The sequence below is a fragment of the Hominisplanchenecus murintestinalis genome (assembly GCF_943193015.1).
GTDB lineage: Bacteria > Bacillota > Clostridia > Lachnospirales > Lachnospiraceae > Hominisplanchenecus_A > Hominisplanchenecus_A murintestinalis.
This window is the reverse complement of record NZ_CALPCM010000028.1, coordinates 1-21,368: the sequence shown is the minus strand read 5'-3', so window position 1 is coordinate 21,368 and position 21,368 is coordinate 1. Positions and strand designations below refer to the sequence as shown.

At 38.9% G+C, this 21,368-nt stretch carries 22 protein-coding genes and 3 pseudogenes; 21 read left to right on the top strand and 4 right to left on the bottom strand.

Annotated elements, in window-relative coordinates; translation table 11 throughout:
* The first annotated feature begins 7 nt into the window (after positions 1-7).
* Positions 8-3,055, top strand: coding sequence for a type III restriction-modification system endonuclease (locus NFR99_RS10215; protein ID WP_251353553.1), 3,048 nt, complete (start codon positions 8-10; stop codon positions 3,053-3,055).
* Between the two features lie 288 nt (positions 3,056-3,343).
* Here the strand turns inward: NFR99_RS10215 and NFR99_RS15480 are convergent, their stop codons facing one another.
* Complete coding sequence (locus tag NFR99_RS15480; protein WP_334301696.1) at positions 3,344-3,763, bottom strand: recombinase zinc ribbon domain-containing protein; 420 nt, start codon at positions 3,761-3,763, stop codon at positions 3,344-3,346.
* Between the two features lie 584 nt (positions 3,764-4,347).
* Between NFR99_RS15480 and NFR99_RS10205 the strand changes: the two genes are divergently transcribed.
* From NFR99_RS10205 to NFR99_RS10130, 17 genes and pseudogenes are all read left to right on the top strand, one after another.
* Entirely contained in the window at positions 4,348-5,022 is a 675-nt protein-coding gene (locus tag NFR99_RS10205; RefSeq protein ID WP_135976113.1) for a response regulator transcription factor, read from the top strand.
* Positions 5,010-6,293 carry a HAMP domain-containing sensor histidine kinase gene (locus tag NFR99_RS10200; RefSeq protein WP_251353552.1) on the top strand — a complete coding sequence of 428 codons (1,284 nt, stop codon included), beginning with the start codon at positions 5,010-5,012 and terminating at the stop codon, positions 6,291-6,293. Before NFR99_RS10205 ends, NFR99_RS10200 begins: the two co-directional genes overlap by 13 nt.
* Before the next feature lie 155 nt (positions 6,294-6,448).
* Positions 6,449-6,580, top strand: a pseudogene (locus NFR99_RS15580) (helix-turn-helix domain-containing protein); the annotation flags it as partial.
* A gap of 211 nt (positions 6,581-6,791) precedes the next feature.
* The gene (locus tag NFR99_RS15575) at positions 6,792-6,893 is read left to right on the top strand and encodes a WxxxWxxW domain-containing protein (protein WP_416388338.1); all 102 of its coding nucleotides are present in this window, start codon (positions 6,792-6,794) and stop codon (positions 6,891-6,893) included.
* Between the two features lie 155 nt (positions 6,894-7,048).
* Positions 7,049-7,210, top strand: a complete 162-nt coding sequence (locus tag NFR99_RS10190) for a hypothetical protein (protein WP_251353550.1) — start codon at positions 7,049-7,051, stop codon at positions 7,208-7,210.
* Positions 7,211-7,236: 26 nt separating this feature from the next.
* Positions 7,237-7,539, top strand: a complete 303-nt coding sequence (locus NFR99_RS10185; RefSeq protein ID WP_251353549.1) for a hypothetical protein — start codon at positions 7,237-7,239, stop codon at positions 7,537-7,539.
* 164 nt (positions 7,540-7,703) lie between these two features.
* Positions 7,704-7,967, top strand: coding sequence for a hypothetical protein (locus NFR99_RS10180; protein WP_251353548.1), 264 nt, complete (start codon positions 7,704-7,706; stop codon positions 7,965-7,967).
* 44 nt (positions 7,968-8,011) lie between these two features.
* A complete protein-coding gene (locus tag NFR99_RS10175) occupies positions 8,012-9,097 on the top strand; it encodes an alpha/beta hydrolase family protein (protein WP_251353547.1) in 1,086 nt (361 codons plus the stop codon).
* A gap of 48 nt (positions 9,098-9,145) precedes the next feature.
* Entirely contained in the window at positions 9,146-9,412 is a 267-nt protein-coding gene (locus NFR99_RS10170; protein ID WP_330642183.1) for a DUF3781 domain-containing protein, read from the top strand.
* Positions 9,409-9,876 (top strand): GyrI-like domain-containing protein, encoded by a 468-nt coding sequence (locus NFR99_RS10165; RefSeq protein WP_251353546.1) that lies wholly within the window; start codon positions 9,409-9,411, stop codon positions 9,874-9,876. The genes NFR99_RS10170 and NFR99_RS10165 overlap by 4 nt, the downstream gene beginning before the upstream one ends.
* A 62-nt stretch (positions 9,877-9,938) precedes the next feature.
* On the top strand, positions 9,939-10,643 hold the full coding sequence (locus NFR99_RS10160) for a DUF6796 family protein (protein ID WP_251353545.1): 705 nt from the start codon (positions 9,939-9,941) through the stop codon (positions 10,641-10,643).
* A gap of 379 nt (positions 10,644-11,022) precedes the next feature.
* Positions 11,023-12,060 carry a hypothetical protein gene (locus NFR99_RS10155; protein WP_251353544.1) on the top strand — a complete coding sequence of 346 codons (1,038 nt, stop codon included), beginning with the start codon at positions 11,023-11,025 and terminating at the stop codon, positions 12,058-12,060.
* A 3-nt stretch (positions 12,061-12,063) separates the two neighbouring features.
* On the top strand, positions 12,064-13,329 hold the full coding sequence (locus tag NFR99_RS10150) for a hypothetical protein (RefSeq protein ID WP_251353543.1): 1,266 nt from the start codon (positions 12,064-12,066) through the stop codon (positions 13,327-13,329).
* A gap of 6 nt (positions 13,330-13,335) precedes the next feature.
* Positions 13,336-14,199 (top strand): ABC transporter ATP-binding protein, encoded by an 864-nt coding sequence (locus NFR99_RS10145; RefSeq protein ID WP_251353542.1) that lies wholly within the window; start codon positions 13,336-13,338, stop codon positions 14,197-14,199.
* 230 nt (positions 14,200-14,429) lie between these two features.
* A complete protein-coding gene (locus NFR99_RS10140; RefSeq protein WP_251353541.1) occupies positions 14,430-15,509 on the top strand; it encodes an ABC transporter permease in 1,080 nt (359 codons plus the stop codon).
* Positions 15,485-17,590 carry an ABC transporter permease gene (locus tag NFR99_RS10135; protein ID WP_251353540.1) on the top strand — a complete coding sequence of 702 codons (2,106 nt, stop codon included), beginning with the start codon at positions 15,485-15,487 and terminating at the stop codon, positions 17,588-17,590. Before NFR99_RS10140 ends, NFR99_RS10135 begins: the two co-directional genes overlap by 25 nt.
* A 233-nt stretch (positions 17,591-17,823) precedes the next feature.
* Complete coding sequence (locus tag NFR99_RS10130) at positions 17,824-18,672, top strand: N-acetylmuramoyl-L-alanine amidase family protein (protein WP_120484519.1); 849 nt, start codon at positions 17,824-17,826, stop codon at positions 18,670-18,672.
* A 102-nt stretch (positions 18,673-18,774) separates the two neighbouring features.
* On the opposite strand, the pseudogene NFR99_RS10125 reads toward NFR99_RS10130, so the two are convergent.
* From NFR99_RS10125 to NFR99_RS10115, 3 genes and pseudogenes are all read right to left on the bottom strand, one after another.
* Positions 18,775-19,047 (bottom strand): annotated as a pseudogene (locus NFR99_RS10125) (IS66 family transposase); the annotation flags it as partial.
* An 83-nt stretch (positions 19,048-19,130) separates the two neighbouring features.
* Complete coding sequence (locus NFR99_RS10120; protein ID WP_021651980.1) at positions 19,131-19,385, bottom strand: helix-turn-helix domain-containing protein; 255 nt, start codon at positions 19,383-19,385, stop codon at positions 19,131-19,133.
* A gap of 206 nt (positions 19,386-19,591) precedes the next feature.
* Positions 19,592-19,828 (bottom strand): helix-turn-helix domain-containing protein, encoded by a 237-nt coding sequence (locus tag NFR99_RS10115; RefSeq protein ID WP_120484520.1) that lies wholly within the window; start codon positions 19,826-19,828, stop codon positions 19,592-19,594.
* Positions 19,829-20,153: 325 nt separating this feature from the next.
* On the opposite strand from NFR99_RS10115, the gene NFR99_RS10110 reads away from it, so the two are divergent.
* From NFR99_RS10110 to NFR99_RS10100, 3 genes and pseudogenes are all read left to right on the top strand, one after another.
* Positions 20,154-20,456, top strand: a complete 303-nt coding sequence (locus tag NFR99_RS10110) for a type II toxin-antitoxin system RelB/DinJ family antitoxin (RefSeq protein WP_019161284.1) — start codon at positions 20,154-20,156, stop codon at positions 20,454-20,456.
* A gap of 1 nt (position 20,457) precedes the next feature.
* Positions 20,458-20,772 carry a type II toxin-antitoxin system RelE/ParE family toxin gene (locus tag NFR99_RS10105; protein ID WP_120484521.1) on the top strand — a complete coding sequence of 105 codons (315 nt, stop codon included), beginning with the start codon at positions 20,458-20,460 and terminating at the stop codon, positions 20,770-20,772.
* A 98-nt stretch (positions 20,773-20,870) separates the two neighbouring features.
* Positions 20,871-21,182: pseudogene (locus tag NFR99_RS10100) on the top strand (S-adenosylmethionine synthetase N-terminal domain-containing protein); the annotation flags it as partial.
* Positions 21,183-21,368: the final 186 nt, after the last annotated feature.

Sequence of the window (21,368 nt, the reverse complement as noted above, 5' to 3'; positions counted from 1 at the left end):
AAAATCTATGAAGCTACAATTCAAGCATCAGAAATTCCAGGCAGATGCTGCAAAAGCTGTCGTAGATGTTTTTGCAGGCCAGCCATACATGGCTCCTTCTTACATGATGGATAGGGGGAAGGTGACACAACAAGTTCTGTTTGACGAAGAGAATTATACGGGATGGGGAAATCAGCGTATTGTGCCGGAACTTAATAATCAGATGATCCTGGATAATATAAGAAAAATACAGAGAGAACATCAGATTGAGCCGTCTTCAAAGCTGGAAGGAACTTACAATCTGACTATCGAGATGGAAACCGGTGTTGGTAAGACTTATACCTACATCAAGACCATGTATGAGCTGAATAAACATTATGGATGGAGCAAGTTTATTGTCGTTGTTCCAAGTATTGCTATTCGGGAAGGTGTTTATAAATCATTCCAGATAACACAGGAGCATTTTGCAGAGAAATATGGAAAGAAGATTCGTTTCTTTATCTATAATTCTTCTCAGCTTACAGAGATTGACAGGTTTGCGTCTGATAATTCTATCAGTGTAATGATAATCAATTCTCAGGCATTTAATGCTAAGGGTAAGGATGCCAGAAGAATTTATATGAAGCTGGATGAGTTTCGTTCCAGAAGACCGATTGATATCATTGCAAAGACCAATCCGATTGTTATCATTGATGAGCCACAGTCGGTTGAAGGAAAGCAGACTAAGAAGAACTTGGAAGAATTCTCTCCGCTGATGACACTGCGTTATTCTGCTACCCACAAGAGCGACAGCATCTATAACATGGTATATCGTCTGGATGCGATGGAAGCTTACAATAAAAAGCTTGTAAAGAAGATTATGGTTAAGGGTATTCAAGAATCCGGAACAACTGCAACAGACAGCTATATATATCTGGAAGGATTGAATCTTTCCAAGGCAGATCCGATGGCAACAATCCAGTTCCATATGAAAGGCACATCAGGCGTTAAGACAGTTTCCAAAAAGGTTGGGATCGGATTTGATTTATATGAAAATTCCGGAGAGATGGAAGAGTATAGAGATAACTTCATCGTCAAAGCAATTGACGGGCGTGACGATTCTATTGAGTTTGTAAATGGAATCAAAATCTCCGCCGGAGATGTGATTGGTAAGGTAGGTGAAGAACAGCTCAGAAGAATCCAGATCAGAGAGACAATTCTTTCTCACATTGAAAGAGAGCGTCAGCTTTTCTACAAAGGTATTAAAGTACTGTCCCTGTTCTTCATAGATGAAGTTGAACACTACAGAAAATATGACAATTCCGGAAATCCAGAGAATGGGATCTTTGCGGATATGTTTGAAGAAGAGTATGAGGATATCATAAAGAATCTGCAGATTGAAAGCTGTGAGGATGGTTATATCAAATACCTGCAGGCAATCAGTGCGAAGAAAACGCATGCAGGTTACTTCTCCATCGATAAGAAGGGAAGAATGATCAACAGTAAAGTCGGTCGTTCAGAGACTTCTTCTAATGATGTGGATGCATATGATTTGATTATGAAGAACAAAGAGCTTCTTCTGGATCGCAATCCGGGGAAATCTCCTGTAAGATTTATTTTTTCCCACTCAGCACTGAGAGAAGGATGGGATAATACTAATGTATTCCAGATTTGTACATTGAAACAAAGCAGCAGCGATGTGCGCAAGCGTCAGGAAGTTGGCCGTGGTATGCGTCTTTGTGTAAATGAACACGGAGACCGTATGGATGAAAATGCACTTGGGAATGATGTTCATAACATCAATGTACTTACTGTTATCGCAAGTGAAAGCTATGATAAATTTGCAAAGAGTTTGCAGTCTGAAATTGCAGAGGCAGTCGGCAGCAGACCACGTCAGGTCACAGAGAGTATTTTTGAGAATGCAAAAGTGCATGATAAGGGCGGTAATGAAGAGACCATTGATTCTGCTATGGCAAGAAGATTAATTCATTACATGATAAAGATGGATTACATCGATGAAAATAATGCTCTGACAGAGAAGTTCTATGAGGATAAGGCGAACGGAGAAGTAAAACTTGGGGATGATATGGAACAGTACAAGCCGGATATTCTGGTAATTTTAGACAGTATCTATGATGATAAAAAGATGGCTCCTGAAAATGCACGAAGCAATAATGTAGAGCTTAAGGTTGATACTGATAAGCTTGCGATGCCGGAATTCCAGGCATTGTGGGGCAAAATTAATGCAAAAACTGCATATGTGGTTGATTTTGATACCGATGAGCTTGTGAAAAAAGCAGTTGCAGCGCTTGATAGTAAGCTGAGAGTACCAAAGATTGTTTTTAAGGTAGAAACCGGATCCATGAAGGAAATCAAATCCAAGGATAATCTGTTGTCGGGGGCTTCATTTGTAAAAGAAGATTCCGGTATATACGGACAGACAAAGATTATGGCAAATACAAGTATAAAATATGACTTGGTAGGAAAGCTGGTTGAAGAAACTGGCCTTACCAGAAAGACCGTAATTCAGATTCTTATAGGAATCCAGCCGCCTGTATTTAATCAATTTAAGGATAATCCGGAAGAATTTATTATTCAGGCTGCAAAGCTCATAAATAATGAAAAAGCAACAGCTATTATTCAGCATATTACTTATGATGTGTTGGAAGACAGATATGATACAGATTTGTTTACCGATGCGGCCATCAGAGGAAAGCTGGATGTAAACGCAATGAAGGCAGACAAGCATTTGTTTGACCATATTGTATATGACTCTGCGAATGAGCGTAAGTTTGCCCAGGAGTTGGATGCGAGTCAGGAAGTCGCTGTATATGTGAAGCTTCCAGATGGATTCTTTATTTCTACGCCGGTTGGTCATTACAATCCAGATTGGGCAATTGCGTTTAAGAATGGAACGGTGAAGCATATTTATTTTGTTGCAGAGACAAAGGGATCAATGGATACTCTGGAACTTAGGGGAATTGAAGACGCCAAGATTCACTGTGCGAGAGAACATTTTAAAGCTATTAGCGAAGAGAATGTTGTTTACGATGTTGTAGACAGCTATGATGCTTTGCTTAATAAAGTTATGAAATGACTAAAAGAGGTGCATACGTGGCTCAGCATTTATCAATAAGAGTACTTGAAAAATTCACCAATCTATTCATCACTTACTACACTATTTGCCCATAAAGATGATAAAAATATTATTTGTGCGCCACGGCAGCACGGCGGATAGCCGGGAATTGGCGGCGCTTGTAGGGCAGGACGGGGCAAATCGCGGTAATGGGAGCGGTAGGGTACTACGATTGAGGATATTTAAAAACTGAAAGTGTGGAAAACAAGGCTCGAAGTGCAAGTATTGCATTTTGGGCTTTTTATTATTTTAACAACAATAAAATACTATTCCTTTTATGTCGATACTATTCCGAAAATTAAGATATACTATTGAAAGAAGGGAGATGCGATCTTTATGTATGCGGTTAAGTTCCGCTATCCGTTTCCTCGCCTGTCCGACTTCACGCTTCCTGCGCTTCATTCCCTTTTCCGTTTCAGCGGAGCGTTGCTGATACATCATTTTATGGAAAGCCATGATGTCATCAAAGAAAAGGGCGGTCACGTCAAATACCCTGCCCCATACTATCTGTTTCAACACTTCCTCGCGGATAAAGTGTGCTGTACAGCTTCCCGTATTGCTCTTGTACTTTGCACAGCGGTAATGGTCTTGTGAGCCGTTAAAACTTTTGCAAGTGGCGAAGTGTAATTTGCTCCCGCAATCCGCACAGTATACCAAGCCGGAGAACATACCTTGTCGGTCTGCCTTTGTAGGGCGGCGTTTGTTTGCCCTTAGTTCCTGCACCCGTTCAAAAACTGCGTCCTCTACAATCGCTTCATGGGTATTATAGAAAATCGTAATGGCTGCCGAGGAGGACTGGTTTCACAGGAGGAAAGAACACACCGAGGAAGAACTGCTGGAACAGGCGAAAGGCTGCATCGACGCATAGTCAGTTCCGCATCATCAAAAAAGCATCCCATTGACTGCGTAAGATTATTTTTCTTATCAAAGTTCATGGGATATAATGTTGTAGTGAACATTTACGGTTGCAGACTTGTTATAGTTCTTTTTGATGGATATAATATTATGGTACGTTGGGTAGTCAGATATGTTTGAATATATGGCAGCACAGGAAAGCGAAAAAATAGAATGTATCACTTCGGTGGGTACGGCGGATATCTAAAAAAATCAGATTGAGGGCGCAATAAACATCTATCGGATATGGCTCATTCTGAAAGATGCACAAAAGCCTGTTGATATTCGAAAAAAAGTAGGAACTTGACCACTTTTTGACTTTTAAGCTTTATAATATTTTAGATTAGGAGGTTTTTGCTATGGCATATAAGATACTTATTGTTGATGATGAAAAAATGCTGACTGAATTATTATCAAGCCATTTGCAGGATTGTGGATATGAGACTTTTGTAGCGGAAGATGCGGAGCAGGCAATATCAATGCTGAATATATATCCAGATTTAATTTTGCTTGACATCAACATGCCCGAAATGGACGGATTGGAGCTATGCAAGATTATCCGTAATAATGTTACCAGCCCTATTTTGTTTTTGACAGCTCGGATTACAGAACAGGACAAGGTAAACGGTTTGCAGGTCGGCGGCGATGACTACATAACCAAACCTTTTAGTTTACAAGAATTGACCGCAAGGGTGGCGGCTCACCTGCGGAGGGATGAGAGAAGCAAGTGTACTCCTAAAATCGTATCTTCACAAGGCTTAATTGTAAATCTTGCTGAACGCAAAATTTTTTATGGAGAAGCGGAGCTGAACTTATCAAATCGTGAATTTGATATTGTCGAGTTTCTGATGAGTAACGCTAACCAGATATTTGATAAAGAACGGATATACGAAGCCGTATGGGGCTTTAACGCTGAGGGCGACAGCAATGTTATTAAAGAGCATATCCGAAAAATCAGAAATAAACTGACGGAAGCTACGGGCAAGGAATATATAGAAACCGTTTGGGGGATGGGATATAGATGGAAAAAATGAAGAAAGTAAAATCTATTAAAAGTGCATTTATCTGGACGGTTGCCATTACAATGATAATTGTTTTTACATCCTCTGCTTTGACAATTTATATTTGTTATCGTATGCAGAAGATTATCCTCCCCGACTCACAGGAAATTTGGCTGCATACACAGACTATTATGGCGGACGGGACAGTATCTGAGGCAAAGCAAAGATTGATACTTGATGAACCTTCTAAAGTGTCTAGGCTTGCCCCCGCTAAAGCGGAAGAAGAAAAGTTAGGGGATACAGAATTTACAATAGAGAGAATAGAATCCAGCTTCTCCACACTTCGCCCGAAACAACAGTTACTATATAGAGCAATAAGCATTTCTATGGTAGGGCTTCCTTTTATCTATTCAGTTATAGGAATCATGTTATGTGCATGGTGGTTTTATAGGAAAAAGCTATCGCCGCCAATTCAGATTCTTGCAGATGCAACAAAGCATATAAAGGGGCAAGATCTTGATTTTACGGTTGCTTATAACAGTAACGATGAATTAGGCAGACTCTGCACAGCTTTTGAAGAAATGCGGCAAACTTTGTATGATAACAACCGACAGCTATGGAATATGATTGAGCAGAGGAGAATTTTACAGGCATCAGTGGCACATGACCTCAGAAATCCGATTGCGATTATAGAGGGCTATGTCGAATATATGCAGCAATGCTTTACAAATGGAAGTCTGAATGATGAGAAATTGCAGCATACACTATCCAACCTTGCGATAACCTCAAAACGACTTGAGCGTTATGCAGATTATATTCGTGATTTGAATACCATTGAAGAAACCGAAACAAAGTATTCTGTCGTTCAGTTGCCATATTTTTTGAAAAATGCAACAGAAAGCCTTTCACTTATTGCAGGACAACATAGCCTGGAGATTGAATATCATTCTACCGTATCCAAATGTCAAGTAAAATTAGATGAGCAAATATTTTACCGTATTGTTGAGAATATCTTTTCCAATGCCATTCGATATGCTAATAGCAAAGTGAGTTTCCTATACACATTTATTGATGATGTACTTACTATAACCATTACAGACGACGGCAAAGGATTTTCAAAGGCAATGCTCCGCAAAAAGAATACCTTTCTTTATTCTGAGGATAAAACGGGTGAACATATGGGATTGGGATTGGCTACAAGCCGTGTCCTTAGCCAGAAACACGGCGGATGTTTAGAACTTTCAAATGTTACTCCGAGTGGAGCTTCTGTAACAATTAAACTTGCAGTCAACAAAGTGGGGTGATATTTTTATTTCTGCGAGCAATGGGTCAAGTGTCGTGCTTAAAGCCAACCAAGGAGGATTTGCATAAATCCAATGCAGCGTTTCACATTTCAACGGAGCGTTTCTTGAATATGGTGTTTCTTGTGATATTATGAAATCGGAAAGAAGGTGAAAATATGAACGTTCAAAAAACAGGCAGTCTGATTGCCACTATCAGGAAAGAACAAAACCGCACGCAGCAGGATTTAGCGAATGAATTGGGAGTATCAAGTGCAGCTGTTTCAAAATGGGAACGAGGTATCGGATTTCCAGATGTATCTCTTATTGAACCATTAGCTTCATCCCTGGGGATTTCCATAGCAGAATTATTCAAGGGTGAAAGAACAGAAAACAACGTTGACAACGAATATGAAAGTCTGTTGTCAGATGTTGTAAAAGTATCAGCAAATGAAATAACCAGGAAGAAAAAAATAACGAATTGGATGATTGATTGCTATTACTGTTGCTGTTCTTTATTTGATGATTTCTGTAATATCACACAAGTGGGAAATAACCTGGGTGGTCTGGATTGTATATTGTTTTTATCGGATTTTTACTGAATATATCTATAAAAAATATTAGTAATCTACGTTTAAAAGCTGGATTCCCGCCGTTATCTGTTTCCTTCTTGCATTGTTTTTCCTATGGCGGGCTGTCGGAAAATTTTCTGACGAGTATTTACGGGAAATGTACGAGGAGGGGCTTTTGGTTCCCGGCATGATCGTGAATTTTCTGCTATGAGGGCGGCGATTACCATTCTTCCTTCCAGCCCCATCCTCTATCGGGGAACGGCAGATCAGCAGTCTATTCAAGAAGCGTTAAGACAGGTGGATGAGGACAACAAAGAAAATGCCAGAGATGAATGGGAAGTGCTCAATGAGGAAGCTGACACCAAGTAATATGTTCCATTTAGGCAGGCGAAAAAATGGAGAATTGGAGAGAACTTTTGAAAGATAAGTCTGTGAAATACTGGATTCGGGCTGAGATTGAAGAAATAATAAAGGAAAAATCAGTTGACAGAAAACGGTTTTATGAATATTCAAAAACAAACTACCAAAAGATTATAAATGGATTTTATTATGCGTTTGTAGATTATAAGAAGTACCCAAAAGTTGAACTAAGTTATTGCTGGCTGCATTTTAGGCAGGAACTGAAAGAGATAGATTGTGTTAGTGAAACGATTGGTTGGGAATGTATGCTTTCAAAAATAAAAGAACGGTTATCTTAATAACTCAACAGTTGTGACAGGATTGGATATTGTACAGGGATTTGCAGTCGGAATGCTTTTAGTGGGTTTGTTATATTCCAACCGCTATGGCGCAAGGATTAGGGCATTCAAACATCGGCTTATGAAAAAACAAGGATAATCGTAAGTTGTGGAAGGTGTTGCTTATGAAAAAAGCAGATATAAAAGCAGTTGCAGAAAATAGGTTCCGTGAACTTGGAGCAAAGCAATTAGAATTATACCCGTCAGGTATTTGCTGGACAATGAATGGGGAATTTTTCAAAGTATCTGCATTAACAGACTTTTGGGTATTAGAGTGGACGGATAATCATTCTAATGCTTCAAATTGCTGCTTTGAAGATATTGAACCAATGCCATATGATATGTCTGAGCAAGAAATAATCTGGCAGGTGGATAAACTGTTGCTGTAAACTGGAATTTTCCGACACAACAATAAGTCAAAAAGGATATGGATATGAAAAATACGAAACCGAAATCTAAGAAGAAAAAGATTCTCTTTATTATATTATCTATTGTGGTCACACTAATAATTACTGGCGATTGGATATTGACTGTAATGGTATATAACGAGAATTTTAACCAGCGATTTGAGAGCTATGAGCCGCTTATGCTCTATGTTGATGACTTTGACGGATTGCACCGCACGAAATATGAGTTTAGTTCCAACGGGGGGCAGAAACTGGCGGGATATATGTATAGTTCGGGAGAAAACCAGCGTGGTATTGTTGTAATGGCACATGGCTTTGGTGGAGGTGGACATAATTCTTATATGGATTGCGTGAATTATTTTGCCTGTCATGGATATTATGTTTTCTCCTATGACGCTACGGGAAATGATGAAAGCGAGGGTGAGGGAGTCGGAGGGCTTCCACAGGGAGTAATTGACCTTGACTATGCAATTACATTTGTGGAGGAAAGCGGGAAATTCCCAAGTCTGCCAATCGTTTTATTCGGGCATAGCTGGGGCGGCTACAGTGTTTGCAGTGTGCTTACATACCACCCCGAAGTAAAAGCCGTTATAGCGTGTTCGGGTTTTAACGCTTCACCGAATCTGTTTGAAGCCGAGGGGAAAAAACAGGTAGGAAATGGTATTTATTTGATGTTACCATTTGTGAAACTGCATGAGAGGATTCAATATGGCGGGTATGCCTCAAATACTGCGTTGGACGGCTTCTCAAAAAGCAATGCCGCTATTATGATTGTGCATAGCTTTGATGATGAAGTTGTTCCAGCCGAATACGGCTACGAAATTTATTACGAAAAATACAAGGACGATTCCCGATTTAGCTTTATTCCTCTTGAGAATAAAGGACATAACTATTTCAATGACGACACATATCGCAATGAGTTTAATGCGAAATTTGATGAATGGCTCAAAACGCTTGACTATGACTATAACACAGAGGAAAACAGGGAACGTTTTTCGGAGGATAAAGCTAATTATATATATCAAAACCTTGACAGGGAAAAATGGTGTAATTCATTGGATTTGGAGTTGTTCGAGGATTTTGTTGGGTTTTATGATGAACATATACATTAACCAAATTCCAGTTTGACATACTGGAAAATCGGAATTTTATGAAGAGAAATGGATAATTATAAAATGAATGCAGATAATGAATTACTAAAGAATTTGGATAAATTGCACACAACCGAATTAGGCGTAGAACGCATTAAAAGAAATCTGTCTTTAGATACAGATGATGTAGTTGACTGGTGTAAAGCTAAAATCAATTCTGTAAATACTGTAATCACAAGAAGCGGGAAGAACTGGTATGTGAATATAGATAACTGTATCATAACTGTAAATGCTTATAGTTATACGATTATTACGGCACATAAGGAAAAGAAATGAATTATACAATTCGTGAATTAGAAGTATTTTCAGTTATTGGGCAGGAAGTAGAGCTTACCAATTATCAGAAAAGAAACATTCAAATCAGTACACAGTTTTGGCGGAAATTTAACAGCAATTTGAAGAAATTATATTTTTCACAATCGGGAAACTGGATAAAATATGCTTTTATGGAAAGGAAAAATGGAAAACTATTTTATTTTTGCTCTATTCCAAAAAGGAATGTCGTTCCAGACAGTTTTATCTATAAAGAAGTACCACCTTACAAATATCTCGTTGTAGAGCATATTGGTTCTATGGGTAAAATATATGAAACGTATGGAAAGGTCTATCAAGAAATATTACCAAACACGAACTATATACCTTTACAAGAGAACTTCTTACACTTTGAAAGATACGATTATCGTTTTCATTGGAATAGAGAAAATTCAATTATTGAAATATGGATACCAATTAAGGGTTAGTGAAATTCCCATTTGTCGAGAAGTCAAGAATAAAGAGAAATCGGGATTTGAAGGAGATTTTTATGGACTTAAACAAAAAATTATTTATAATAGGAATTATAGGCTCTATTTTATGTTTTGTAGGTGATATGCTTTTAGGTTGTTTTATGCCGTCAAAAGAATTTGGAAACTCAATTATATTTCCACCATTTTCAGATGAATGGGCAAATTCAAGTCCGTATAGATTTGTCGTTGGTGGATTATTTGGGGTAATTGCCTTGCTTCTAATGTTTTGTGGTTTTTATGCTATATATCGGGAAATAATTATGAAAAAATGTAAATATTCAAAATTGTTTATTATCTGCACTTTTACTTTTATTTCAGTAGGCACTTTATATCATTGCGTTTTTGCCATGACTGCCTATATTTATAACAAACTTTATAATTTACAAGTATTGGAAGCAAAGCTAATTGCGGAACAACTGTTTTTCGTTTTTATTGCTGTTGCATCATTAGCTGCCGTCGCCTTTGCTGGTTTATCTGTATATTTGTTTTTTGTAACCATTACTGGAAAATTTAACAATAAAAAATGGTTGTCAGTTTTTAACCCTTTATTGATAATGTTGGTGTTAATCATTTTGTCAAAAATTTTGCCTGTAAATAAAGTCATAAATGGAGTTTTCGCTTGGGGGCAACAAAGCCTAGCGTTATTTATTACATTTATGATGTTTCTGATTTATTCTATCCGCTACAGTCATAATGAATTATCCGATAACAAAAAAGAATAATACTATTTATTATGATACCTTTTCCCATTTATCGAGCAACATAAAAAGTAAAACACATAAGACGCAGAACCAGCAGACTTGTGAGAAATCACAGTTTGTTGGTTTTTCTTATCTTATAGGAAATACCGTGTTACTGTGAAGTTCTAAAGTGTATGGATTTCCTATAAGATAAAAACAATATGCGCACTCGCACAAGAGGTAAAATATTGCTTCGCAATTGTGCTCGGCGCAGCAAAGTGCCCAAGCCCCTCATGAGTGAGGGGGAGGGGAGCTGAAGTGGGCTTGTCCACTTTGTTCTGTAATTTTCTATTCCTTGACCGCATTTTGACATTTGGCTTTTATAATTGAAATACATCAAACATGACAGGGAGGATAAACAATGCGAAAAGGAATATTATCATTAGTTATGATTTGCGGCTTGCTATTCACTACGACAGCTTGCGAAAATTATAACATTGAGGACGGGAAAGCTCCCCCGCAAAACACGGAAGAAAATCCATTCACAAAATCAGAGGAAGATGGTTCTTTAGGTGTTCTCAGCCACGGGGAAGAGAGTCCCACCAGAGCGGATGACCAGAGTGTTTTACCATATGAGTATTACGGCGGAGAATTCACCTTGGACTATCAGTTTACATCAGAGGGGAAATTGGATAACATAGGCTTCCTGCTCTTTTTGGACGGAAAGCCGCAGGCATACAAGGTAAATGATACGAGGGCGGAATATGAGTATCTCCATTGTTTCCAAACATCAGAAAAACACGAAGAAAAATTTTCGTTTGTGTTTACACCGAACACGGGAAAAAAAGGTGATACCTTAAATATTACAATCATGAGCATTACCAATCCCGCTTTCCAACCCGATATGAAAGAAACATCAAGTTACGGCTGGTATCACCAATACCTTGAAAGAGCGCTGAAGCTGCATTTTAATGAGGATGCTCCAGACAGCGATATCTTTTATGGAGAAAGTGAAAATATTTTTCGTGATGTCAGCGTTGCGGAAGAAAAAATTACTTCCTCTTTTATTGAGAATGAGCTTGTGAAAAACGGTTGGGATGGAATTACTATGGATACATTGGATAGCGGCGTTTATTCGACTATTTCATATGATGGCGAATTAGTGTATGACAATATCAATCTTACCAATAAAGATACGCTTACAGTACGTTACACGATTTGCGGAACGCCGGGTACAAGGTATGGCATATCATTTTTCTTAAATCATAAGCCTATATCGTTTGATAAAGTGATTTCATACGATGCAACATTAAGCAAAGGAAATGTGTGGATAATTGAAGCCATCATAGACACCTCTAAATTAGATGACTTCAATACTTTCTATGCGGTAGCCGTTGCTGCAGGCAATGATTGTTCTACAAATAAGACAGGCTCAATTTTGCTTTATAAGGAGGGCTGAAAAATGAAAACGAAATTCATGTGCATTATGCTTATACTTATACTTGCTTTTGCTCTTAATTTGTCAGCTTGTGGTAACAGTCAGGAAAATGTGAATAGTTCTGAAAACGGAATCTCCATAGATGCGCCACAATCCGAAGAAGATAACATATCGGAAAAAACAGGAAGTGAAAGCAGCGGCAATAATAAGTCCAACCCACAGAATCGTGATACAGATAAAAATACTATGGATATTGGCACAGTGAATGGCTCGGCTTTCTCTGGAAAGGTCAGCGGCTGTTATTACGCTGATGGCAATCGGATTATTGTTGCAGCAGATAAGCTCTATCTTTATGATACTGGGAAAAGCGAGATTATAGCAAGTGCGGATATTTTTTTGAATGAGTTATGTGTGCAGCCTTATTCGGACGGGTATTTCATTGTCGGTGAAGAAAATAGCAGCGGCAGCACGGGTTCATTTGCAACGGCACAAAGCAGTAATGGAGTAAAAGGATACCTATTGAATAAGGATTTTGTTGTTGAGAATACGATTTCCTTTAGTGGGCTGTTAAATGATGATTCTGTTCTCCAAATGGCGAGTGTCACCATTTCACAGGACGGAAAACAAATCGCTTTCGGCGGATTAGAAGGACTTTATCTCTATGATATTTCTTCCCAAAAGGTACGTGCCATTCTGAGCTATTCCGAAAATGGCAGGGCAAATGATATGCAGATTGTAACGATGGATAGTCTTGCATTTACGGGAGATAAAACTTTAACTTATGTAGGCATGGGAATAAGCTCTAATGGCGGGGATGGAGTCTCTGTTTATGGAACAGTATCCACAGACAATGCAAGTCTTAGTATCACCAAAAAAGCCGACTATGAAGTGGATGTTGAAGAAGTGCAAAAGGGAGGGAACTTACTTGTCATGCCCCAGAGCTTTAACAAAAATAATGGAACGCTGCTAATGCTTGATACTGTATCTAATACAGAAAAAAAGATTACATTCTCAAGCAGCAGCGAAGGAAAGGACGGGGTTTTCTGCTCTGAGCAAGGGAAATATGTTGCTACTTCCATTTTGGGAGAAGCCAGCGTAACAATAAATATATATGATACAGCATCGGGAAAGGTTATCCATACTGAAACAGTCAAGGACAACAACAGTACTTATTTCCTGCGTGTCCCGCAGATTTTAATTTTGGATGAATCAGGCACCTGTATCGTTGTGCTTGGGCGAGGTATTGGCGACGTAAGCACCTTGATAACAACATTTGGCTTTAAGGGGTGATTATATATGAAAGTATCATTTCAGAATATTTCAAAACAGTATAAAGGTAAATATGCCTTAAAGAATTTTACCACTGAACTCTCGGAGGGTGTTTATGGACTTTTAGGGGCTAACGGCGCAGGAAAAACAACGCTGATAAATATATTTGTCGGCATTTTGGGCAGCGATAATGGAACTGTTTTGATAGACGGTCAAGATGCAAAAAAAATGGGCAAAGACTTTTTATCAAAAATCGGATATATGCCGCAATACCCTATCTTCTATCGGGATTTTACGGTAATGGATTTCCTGTTATATATGTGCGCATTAAAAGGAATCCCTGCGGAACAAGGAAAAGAACGGGCTTTTGAGCTTCTGGGCATTGTCAATCTTTTAGATGCGAAAGATAAAAAGATTGGCGCTCTTTCTGGTGGTATGCGGCAGAGAGTCGGCATTGTCCAGGCAATGTTAGGCGACCCTAAAATCCTTATTTTAGACGAGCCTACAGCAGGACTTGACCCAAGTGAACGCATCCGCTTTCGCAATTTGATTTCACAGTTTGCACAGGGACGGACGATTTTGCTGGCTACCCATATCGTTTCTGATGTCGAGTGTATTGCAAAAGAGATTATTATTCTCAAAGAAGGCACTTTGATTACGCAAGGAACTACCGACGTATTAGAACAGAGTATCTATGGTAAAGTGTGGGAAGTGACAACAAACGCCAAAGAGGCTGCCTGCCTTAGCAACAAATATTATGTCAGCAATATGAAGCAGCAGGGAGAAAATTTTTCAGTAAGGATTGTAAGCGATAGTTCGCCCGCAGCAAACGCAGTAAAAGCTTTCCCTAACTTGGAAGACGTATTTTTATATTATTTCCGCGGGCAATGAGTCAAGTGCCGTGCTCGCACGAGCATTTGACGAATGCCGCGAGAGTCGAAAGACATTGGAGAGAAAAAATGACACGCTTAATCAGATATGAATTTTACAAATTGTTTTGCAAGCGGTCAATACTTGTTGTACTTATTCTGTTCAGCGTAATAAACCTGTTCAAAATAAATAATGAATTTCATTCCTATTCCTACTTGGCAGACGGGAATGACAGCCGCAGTTGGAACAGCGTGTATTGGCAGCTCTATGAAAAATATCGTGGAGAGATAACTATCGATAAAATCAATAATCTTCTTGACCTATATCAGCCGTTAGCAGATGCTACGGCTGATATGACGGCAAGCACAGCCACAGATGCTCCGAATACGATGACGGGAAATATATATAGTGACGAAAACATCTTAGAAAAATACTATGTACAGCCTATGGAATATTTCTATAATTATCGGACTTACGCTTCGGAAGTGGCAAAGAAGGCAAAAGAAAATGCTGCATTTTACAAGGAACAAGGACTTAACTTTGAAGTGCGTAAAAACAGTGTTATTTACAATCTTTATTCTGGACGGAATATACCAGCTTTTGCCTATCAGGAAATGTATAACTATTATTTGAACTATGACTTTTCAAATATATTGGTTTTGTTTCTTTGTTTATACGGGATTATCAGCACTTTCGTCTATGAAAAGGAAACGCAGATGGATATGCTGTTACTGACGAACCCTAATGGCGGTAAAAAAACCGTATTCGCTAAAATTGTTGCAGTTACGTTGTTTGTAATAAGTGTTGTAATATGGTTTTCCGTACTGGATTATCTTGGTTTTTCCTTTTCATTTGGAACAATGGAAGGATATAATCTTCCTTTGTATGCCATCAGCAATTTCAGTACGGCTGCGGTAAACTGCAATTTGTGGCAATATGTAGTTCTATCCGCAATTACAAAAGCAATCGGCATATGGACTATGAGTATGGTATTTCTACTGATTTCCATGTTTTGGCGTAACGCTCTTATCCCATTTGTCACTGACTTTGGAGCAGCCTTATGTTTGATTATTACAGGTGCGTCACAGAGTTATTCAAGCAATATTTGGCTAAAGATAATAAACCCATACTCGCTGCTTACTAACCGCATTCTGTTCGGCAAGACTGAATTTATCGGTTTTGCGGGCTATCCAATACAAAGTTTTTTGGCAGCTATTATTTTTGCCGTAATAGTGGGAATGGCTGTAATAACGGTAATGGTTATACTTTCTAAAAAGAACTGCCATTGCCGGGACAGGAGGATAAAATGTCTGGATTCATGTACGAAATAAAAAAGATAATGCTCCACCAAAAGGGGCTTTGCTATATCGTCATTGTCCTATTGTTTGGAACTGTATGGCTCGTTGCATCAGACAATCCTTATAATAGTGCAATGGAACAGTACAAAAGTGAATATGAATGGTATCTTGAAAAGGTAAATGGATACTGTACTGATGAATCCTCTCTCTATCTGGAACAGGAGGCAGAGAGAATTGCAGAAGCCAAGGGGAAGAAAAGCTATCTTTTGGAAAGCTACTATGATAGCAAAATCAGTGAAAGTGAATATAAAAAAGAGAGCCAAGAAATTGAAAATGTTCTGGAACATCAAAATGGATTTGAGGTCATATATCAGCAATATCTCTACACCTGCGAAAATACTGAAAACCGTTATTTTCTTCAAACGAACGGATGGACGGGGCTTCTTGGCGGAGGTACGCTTAATTTTGTCCTGTTCCTTGGCATTTTGCTGATTGTTACGCCCGTATTCTGTTCCGAGTATAGCTGCCAGATGGACGCTTTGATTTTGACCTCAAAAGAAGGGCGGAAAAGCTCTTTGCATAAGCTGCTCATTGTTATTTCGGTCGTCCTCTTGATGTGCGTAAGCATATCGCTCATTGAATACGGATTTTACAGCCTCAAATATGGACTGCCGAATGGAAATTATCCCATCCAAAGCCTTAGTTACTTTGCAGGCAGCAACAAAAGCATAACTTTATTCGAGGGATATGTTTATATAGGATTGCTCCGTCTTTTTGGCAGCGTGTTTTTAGCAATACTTCTTATGTTTATTTCTGTTTTGGCGAAAAAATATGCGGTGACCCTGCTTGCAGGTGCAGTATCGGTCATTATTCCCTATGTAGGTCTATCCAAAACAATTATTTACCGTCTGCCGCTGCCTTTGCCATTTCTGCTCGGAACAGACTTTTTTGCAGGAGATATTGTTTCAAGCGATGCTTTTACAGGTGATGAGAAAATTGTTTTTGCAGAGGTTAATACTATAACACTGCTGATTTTGTTTTCAGTATCCGTATTCTTATGTATTTTGGCTGCCGCTTGGATTTTACGGAGCAATTCTAATAAATGGAAAATGAAAACAAGGAAAATGCGAAATGTACCGGCTCTTGCTATCATACTTAGTTTCGTATTGACAATGACAGGATGTTCAGATGACGGAAAAAGCCAGAATTTTATTCCCGCGAGCAATGAGCCAAGCAGCCGCGCTTGCGCGGATATTGGGCGAATGCCGCGAGGGTCAAATACTCCGCCCCTTGGGGCGGGGGATTTGACTTATAATTCATCGGCGGAATATGATTGTATGGGCTATGAAATAACACAGGACGCAGAAACTTTTGACTATTATCTTAAAAATGCTTCCACGGGAGAAATGCTTCATTTAGTACGCTCACCTATGTTTGGGGCGTTTTCTGATGAAGAAAAGGTATGTGCGTTTTGTGTATGTTCACCATATCTATATTATACGACATCGGTTACGGAAAGCTATGTGAACCGTGTCGGAAACTATAACAGCAGCATAACAAAGGTGTCGGTGGTAGAACTTAATTTAGATACCTTTGAGGAAAAAATTGTTTTTGAACAGATTACAAATTCTGGTCGTTCCCTCTTTGGCATTGATTATGAGACGGGTGATAAATGGAAATTTTTAGAGTTCCATTACGGTTTTTTCATAAATAATGACAGCATATTTTTCATTGGCAATGATGGCATAACAGAAGTAAACCGTCTCACGAAAGGCATTACAAAACTTGACATCCCTACAAGTGGAAATATCTCATTCGATGGAGAAAACATTTTTTACAAAAACGAGCAATCGGTTTTAACAAGGTATCATGTTCTAAGCGGCGAAACTTTTACTTATGAAAAAGTAGTTGCGTATGATTTCTGCATTGATGAACAGTCGATTTATTATGTATCCAGAACAGACGGAAGTCGTGTATATTCCTGCAACAAGGATGGGAACAACAAAAGATTGATTAGCGATACGCCCGCAATGTCGGTTACTTGTGATGCCGGCAACATTTATATATTAGCAAAAGAAAGCGGGGAGAACATCGTTTTATCAAAAAGTCGTTGAATAATTCGTAACAGTTCAGCCCAGGACTTTGCATTTACTGCAAAGTCCGTAAGAACGAGTAAATTCAGCCAGAGAATCCAGCCTTTTGCCAAAGGCAAACTTTAAATGGGCTGGATTCCGTAACAGCGAAGCCGAAGGCTGAACTGTTACAATAATGCCTAATTCTTGACCAGTTTTTGACTTTCCTATGAAACAATATATTTTGGAAAAAGGAATGAGGAACAAATGCGGCAATGGATAAAAAACAACACAGAAAGAGAAAAAAGGTCAAACGGCTTGTGATAGCTTATCTGCTCAGGGCAGTCGTTATACTGATACCAGTAACAATGATAATACTTATGGTTTGCGGCTGTCTTTACATATGCGAAAAGTTTACAAAGGAAGATGAAAAAACAGATATATGCACAGATATATATACCAATACATATACAGATACCAATACATATACAGATACCAATGCATATACAGATACCAATGCATATACAGATACGAACGCTGGCAATGGCGCTGCTCCTATTACTTCAACAGCTGACTACGTTTCAAAGTTTTGCGTCATCATAGATGCAGGACATGGCGGAAGTGACGGTGGGACTGTCAGTGGAAAGATTATAGAAAAGGATATTAACCTTTCGGTTGCATTGAAGTTAAAAACGATTCTGGAGGATAACAATATAAAAGTTGTCTTAACCAGAAGTTCTGACGAGAATATAAGCCTTGCACAGCGTACTTCTATTGCAAACGAATCCAATGCAGATTTCTTTATCAGCCTTCATTGCAACTATTATGAAGATGATGCGCAGATAGCAGGTTTGGAATGTTATTACAATAGTCCAGACGCAACGGAAAGCAAAGCATATGCAGAAAGCATAATCCATGCAGTTTCGCTAAGCAATGACGTGAAAACGAGGGATGCAAAAACCGAAAACTATTATGTTTTGCGAAATGCTCAAATACCTGCTGTTTTGGTGGAAATGGGATTTCTTTCAAATTATTCTGAGAGTCAAAAGCTGTTAAGTGACGACTATCAGGAAATCTTGGCACAGAGAATGGCAGAGGGAATTTTTAACGTAACCGCCAAATAATACCGCGGTCAGATATAAAATTCCCCCAGCCCTTTGCGAGTTGGAGTAATTCACTATAATTCACATGCGATTTTTGATAGATTGGAGTTTTTTACTCCAAGGTGCCATCTCTACCATTGTGTAGACCACCGCACTGGCATTCGCTCCGTCCACAGAATTGCTGAACAGCCAATTCTTGCGGCCCACTGCGAATGGACGGATCGCATTCTCGCTGAGATTATTGGTAAAGCTGCACCGCCCGTCTTCCAGATAGGTCTCCGCTGTATCACGCCGATTGAGAACATAATTAACCGCTTTATCCATCCAGGTATCTGCTGTAGCCTTCCTGGAACTCCCTTGTATGAAATCCAGAAATATTAGTTTGGATAAATACAGTCAGGTCAGGAGGAAAGGGAGAAGCCTTAAGGAATACTTCAATAAAAGAAAATGAAAGAAAAGCCATAGCCTCACGATAGAAGTTATGACTTTTCTTTTCCCTCGATGAGATATTCATAGGAAACATTGAAAATCTCAGTAAGCGCTTTTAATTCCACATCTGTGACGTAGCGTTTATTGGTCTCAATTCTGGTAATCACATTTTTATCCATATCATACCCATTAAGCTGAAGCTGGTAGGCTAAGAGCCGCTGTGACATATTATGCTGGCGGCGGAGTTCTATGAGCCTCTGGCTGATCAGATTTTTCTCCCCGGTGGATGTTTTCGGTTTTGGCATATTTCTAATCCCTCCTGCAAATAGTGTTGGCAGGTTCGTCTCACTTTTTGCACTTTTATTAGATTTTACATGGAATTAGGAATACAATCGGTTGTAAAAGCGAGACAAGAAATATACGAAAACAGAATGAATCGGTTGGAGAAAAACAGAAAAATAAGAAAGAATGGGAGTGTAAGAGAAATTTAAGAAACGGTTACTTTTCCGGTTTAGAAAAGCCCGGAAAAGAATGCGTTGATATCGGTATGAAAGATTTTAGCAAGGGCAACAAGTTTTGATACCTTGATATTCATGCGGTTCGTTTTCAGCTTGGCATAGGTACTTTTGGACATGGAGATACCCATCAGGTTCAATTTTGCAATGACCTGGTCTTGAGTAAGTTTATTTGCATAACGGATGGCTTGGATATTTTTGCCGATATCCATATCTGGTCTGCTCTTCTGCATGACAAAGTCCTCTCGTTTCTGTAATGTTTTGTAATAAGGAATTATTTACAAGAAGGGTGATGGGGTATGCACCAGAGTGATATAGAACGGTTTGCGTTCCTGTTTTTATTCTTGTGGCAGTAAAAGCAGAACCTAAAAGGTGAAAAGTGTTCAAAGAAGGGTACTTTTGCAGCTATCTGGATGTATCTGCCATCTGTCGAAAGTGTGTTTTTAAGCGAAAATCCGGGAGTATCATGTAAATGTAAAATCGGATACAAAACAGAAAAATAGCGCTTGAATTGTAACGACAAAAGCGTTACAATATAAGGGACAAGGAGGTGTGAACATGGAAAAAACAGCAACATTGAACTTAAGAGTAAATCCAACGGTTAAAGAACGAGCAGAAAAAGTATTGTCCCAGTTAGGTGTTCCCATGTCAACAGCGATTGATATGTATTTAAACCAGATCTCTCTTACTGGTGGAATTCCATTTTCTGTTTCTTTACCAAAAGCACCAGTATCGATTCACGCAGATGCCATGACAACAGAAGAACTCCATCAGAAATTGGAAAAAGGTTATAACGATATAGCTGCAGGAAGAGTACAAAATGCAGCGGAAGCGTTTGCAAAATTCAGGGAGAATCATTGATATGAAACACTATACGGTTGAGATTACAAATGAAGCATTGGCTGATATGGAGCAGTTATATAATCACATCGCTTATGTTCTTCAGGCACCGGAAAATGCAATGGATCAATACAACCGGATTGCAGATGCCATTTTGACATTGGATACGCTGGCTGAGAGAATCCGTATTATGGAATCAGAGCCAGAACGGGGCAAAGAGATGAGAAGATTGTTGGTAGACAATTACTCTGTCTTTTTTGTAATCCAGGGAGATAAAGTGATCGTAACAGATGTACTGTATAGTGCATCAGATATTGAAAGCCGATTAAAAGGTTAGATGATAAAATCAAAAAAGAAAATATGAACATCAGGCAGGATAGGTCCCGTAAAAAGGAAGGTATTCTGCCTTTTTTGCATGAAAGAGAGGAAATTCATATGAGAAAATTTTATACAGCAGAAGCAGTAACAGAAGGATACCCGGACAAAGTGTGCGACCAGATCGCAGATGCGATTTTAGATGTGTGTCTGAAAAATGATGCGGATTCCAAGGTGGCTTGTGAAGTGCTTGCCACGAAGGGAATTGTCATTGTTGCAGGAGAGATCACCAGCACCTATGAACCGGATGTGTTTGGTGTAATCCAGAAAGTATTGTCTGAGGTGGGATATTCCAGCGAAGGAGTTGCCATGGATACGTTTGTCCATCAGCAGAGTCCGGACATTGCCAATTTGCAGCAATGCAAAAGAAAACCAGAGGTCAATCCTCTGGCTCTTTTACCGTATAAATCGTTTCACCTGAATTATTCACAGCTGTGCCGTGAAAGTGGCTGAAAGCCACATAGTTACTGTATTTAAGCTGCTTATTGCATTTCATCTAATAAGTGAATAGAAAAAGAGACCAAATATGTGGTAAAATTTAGGTGCCGAATCCAAATA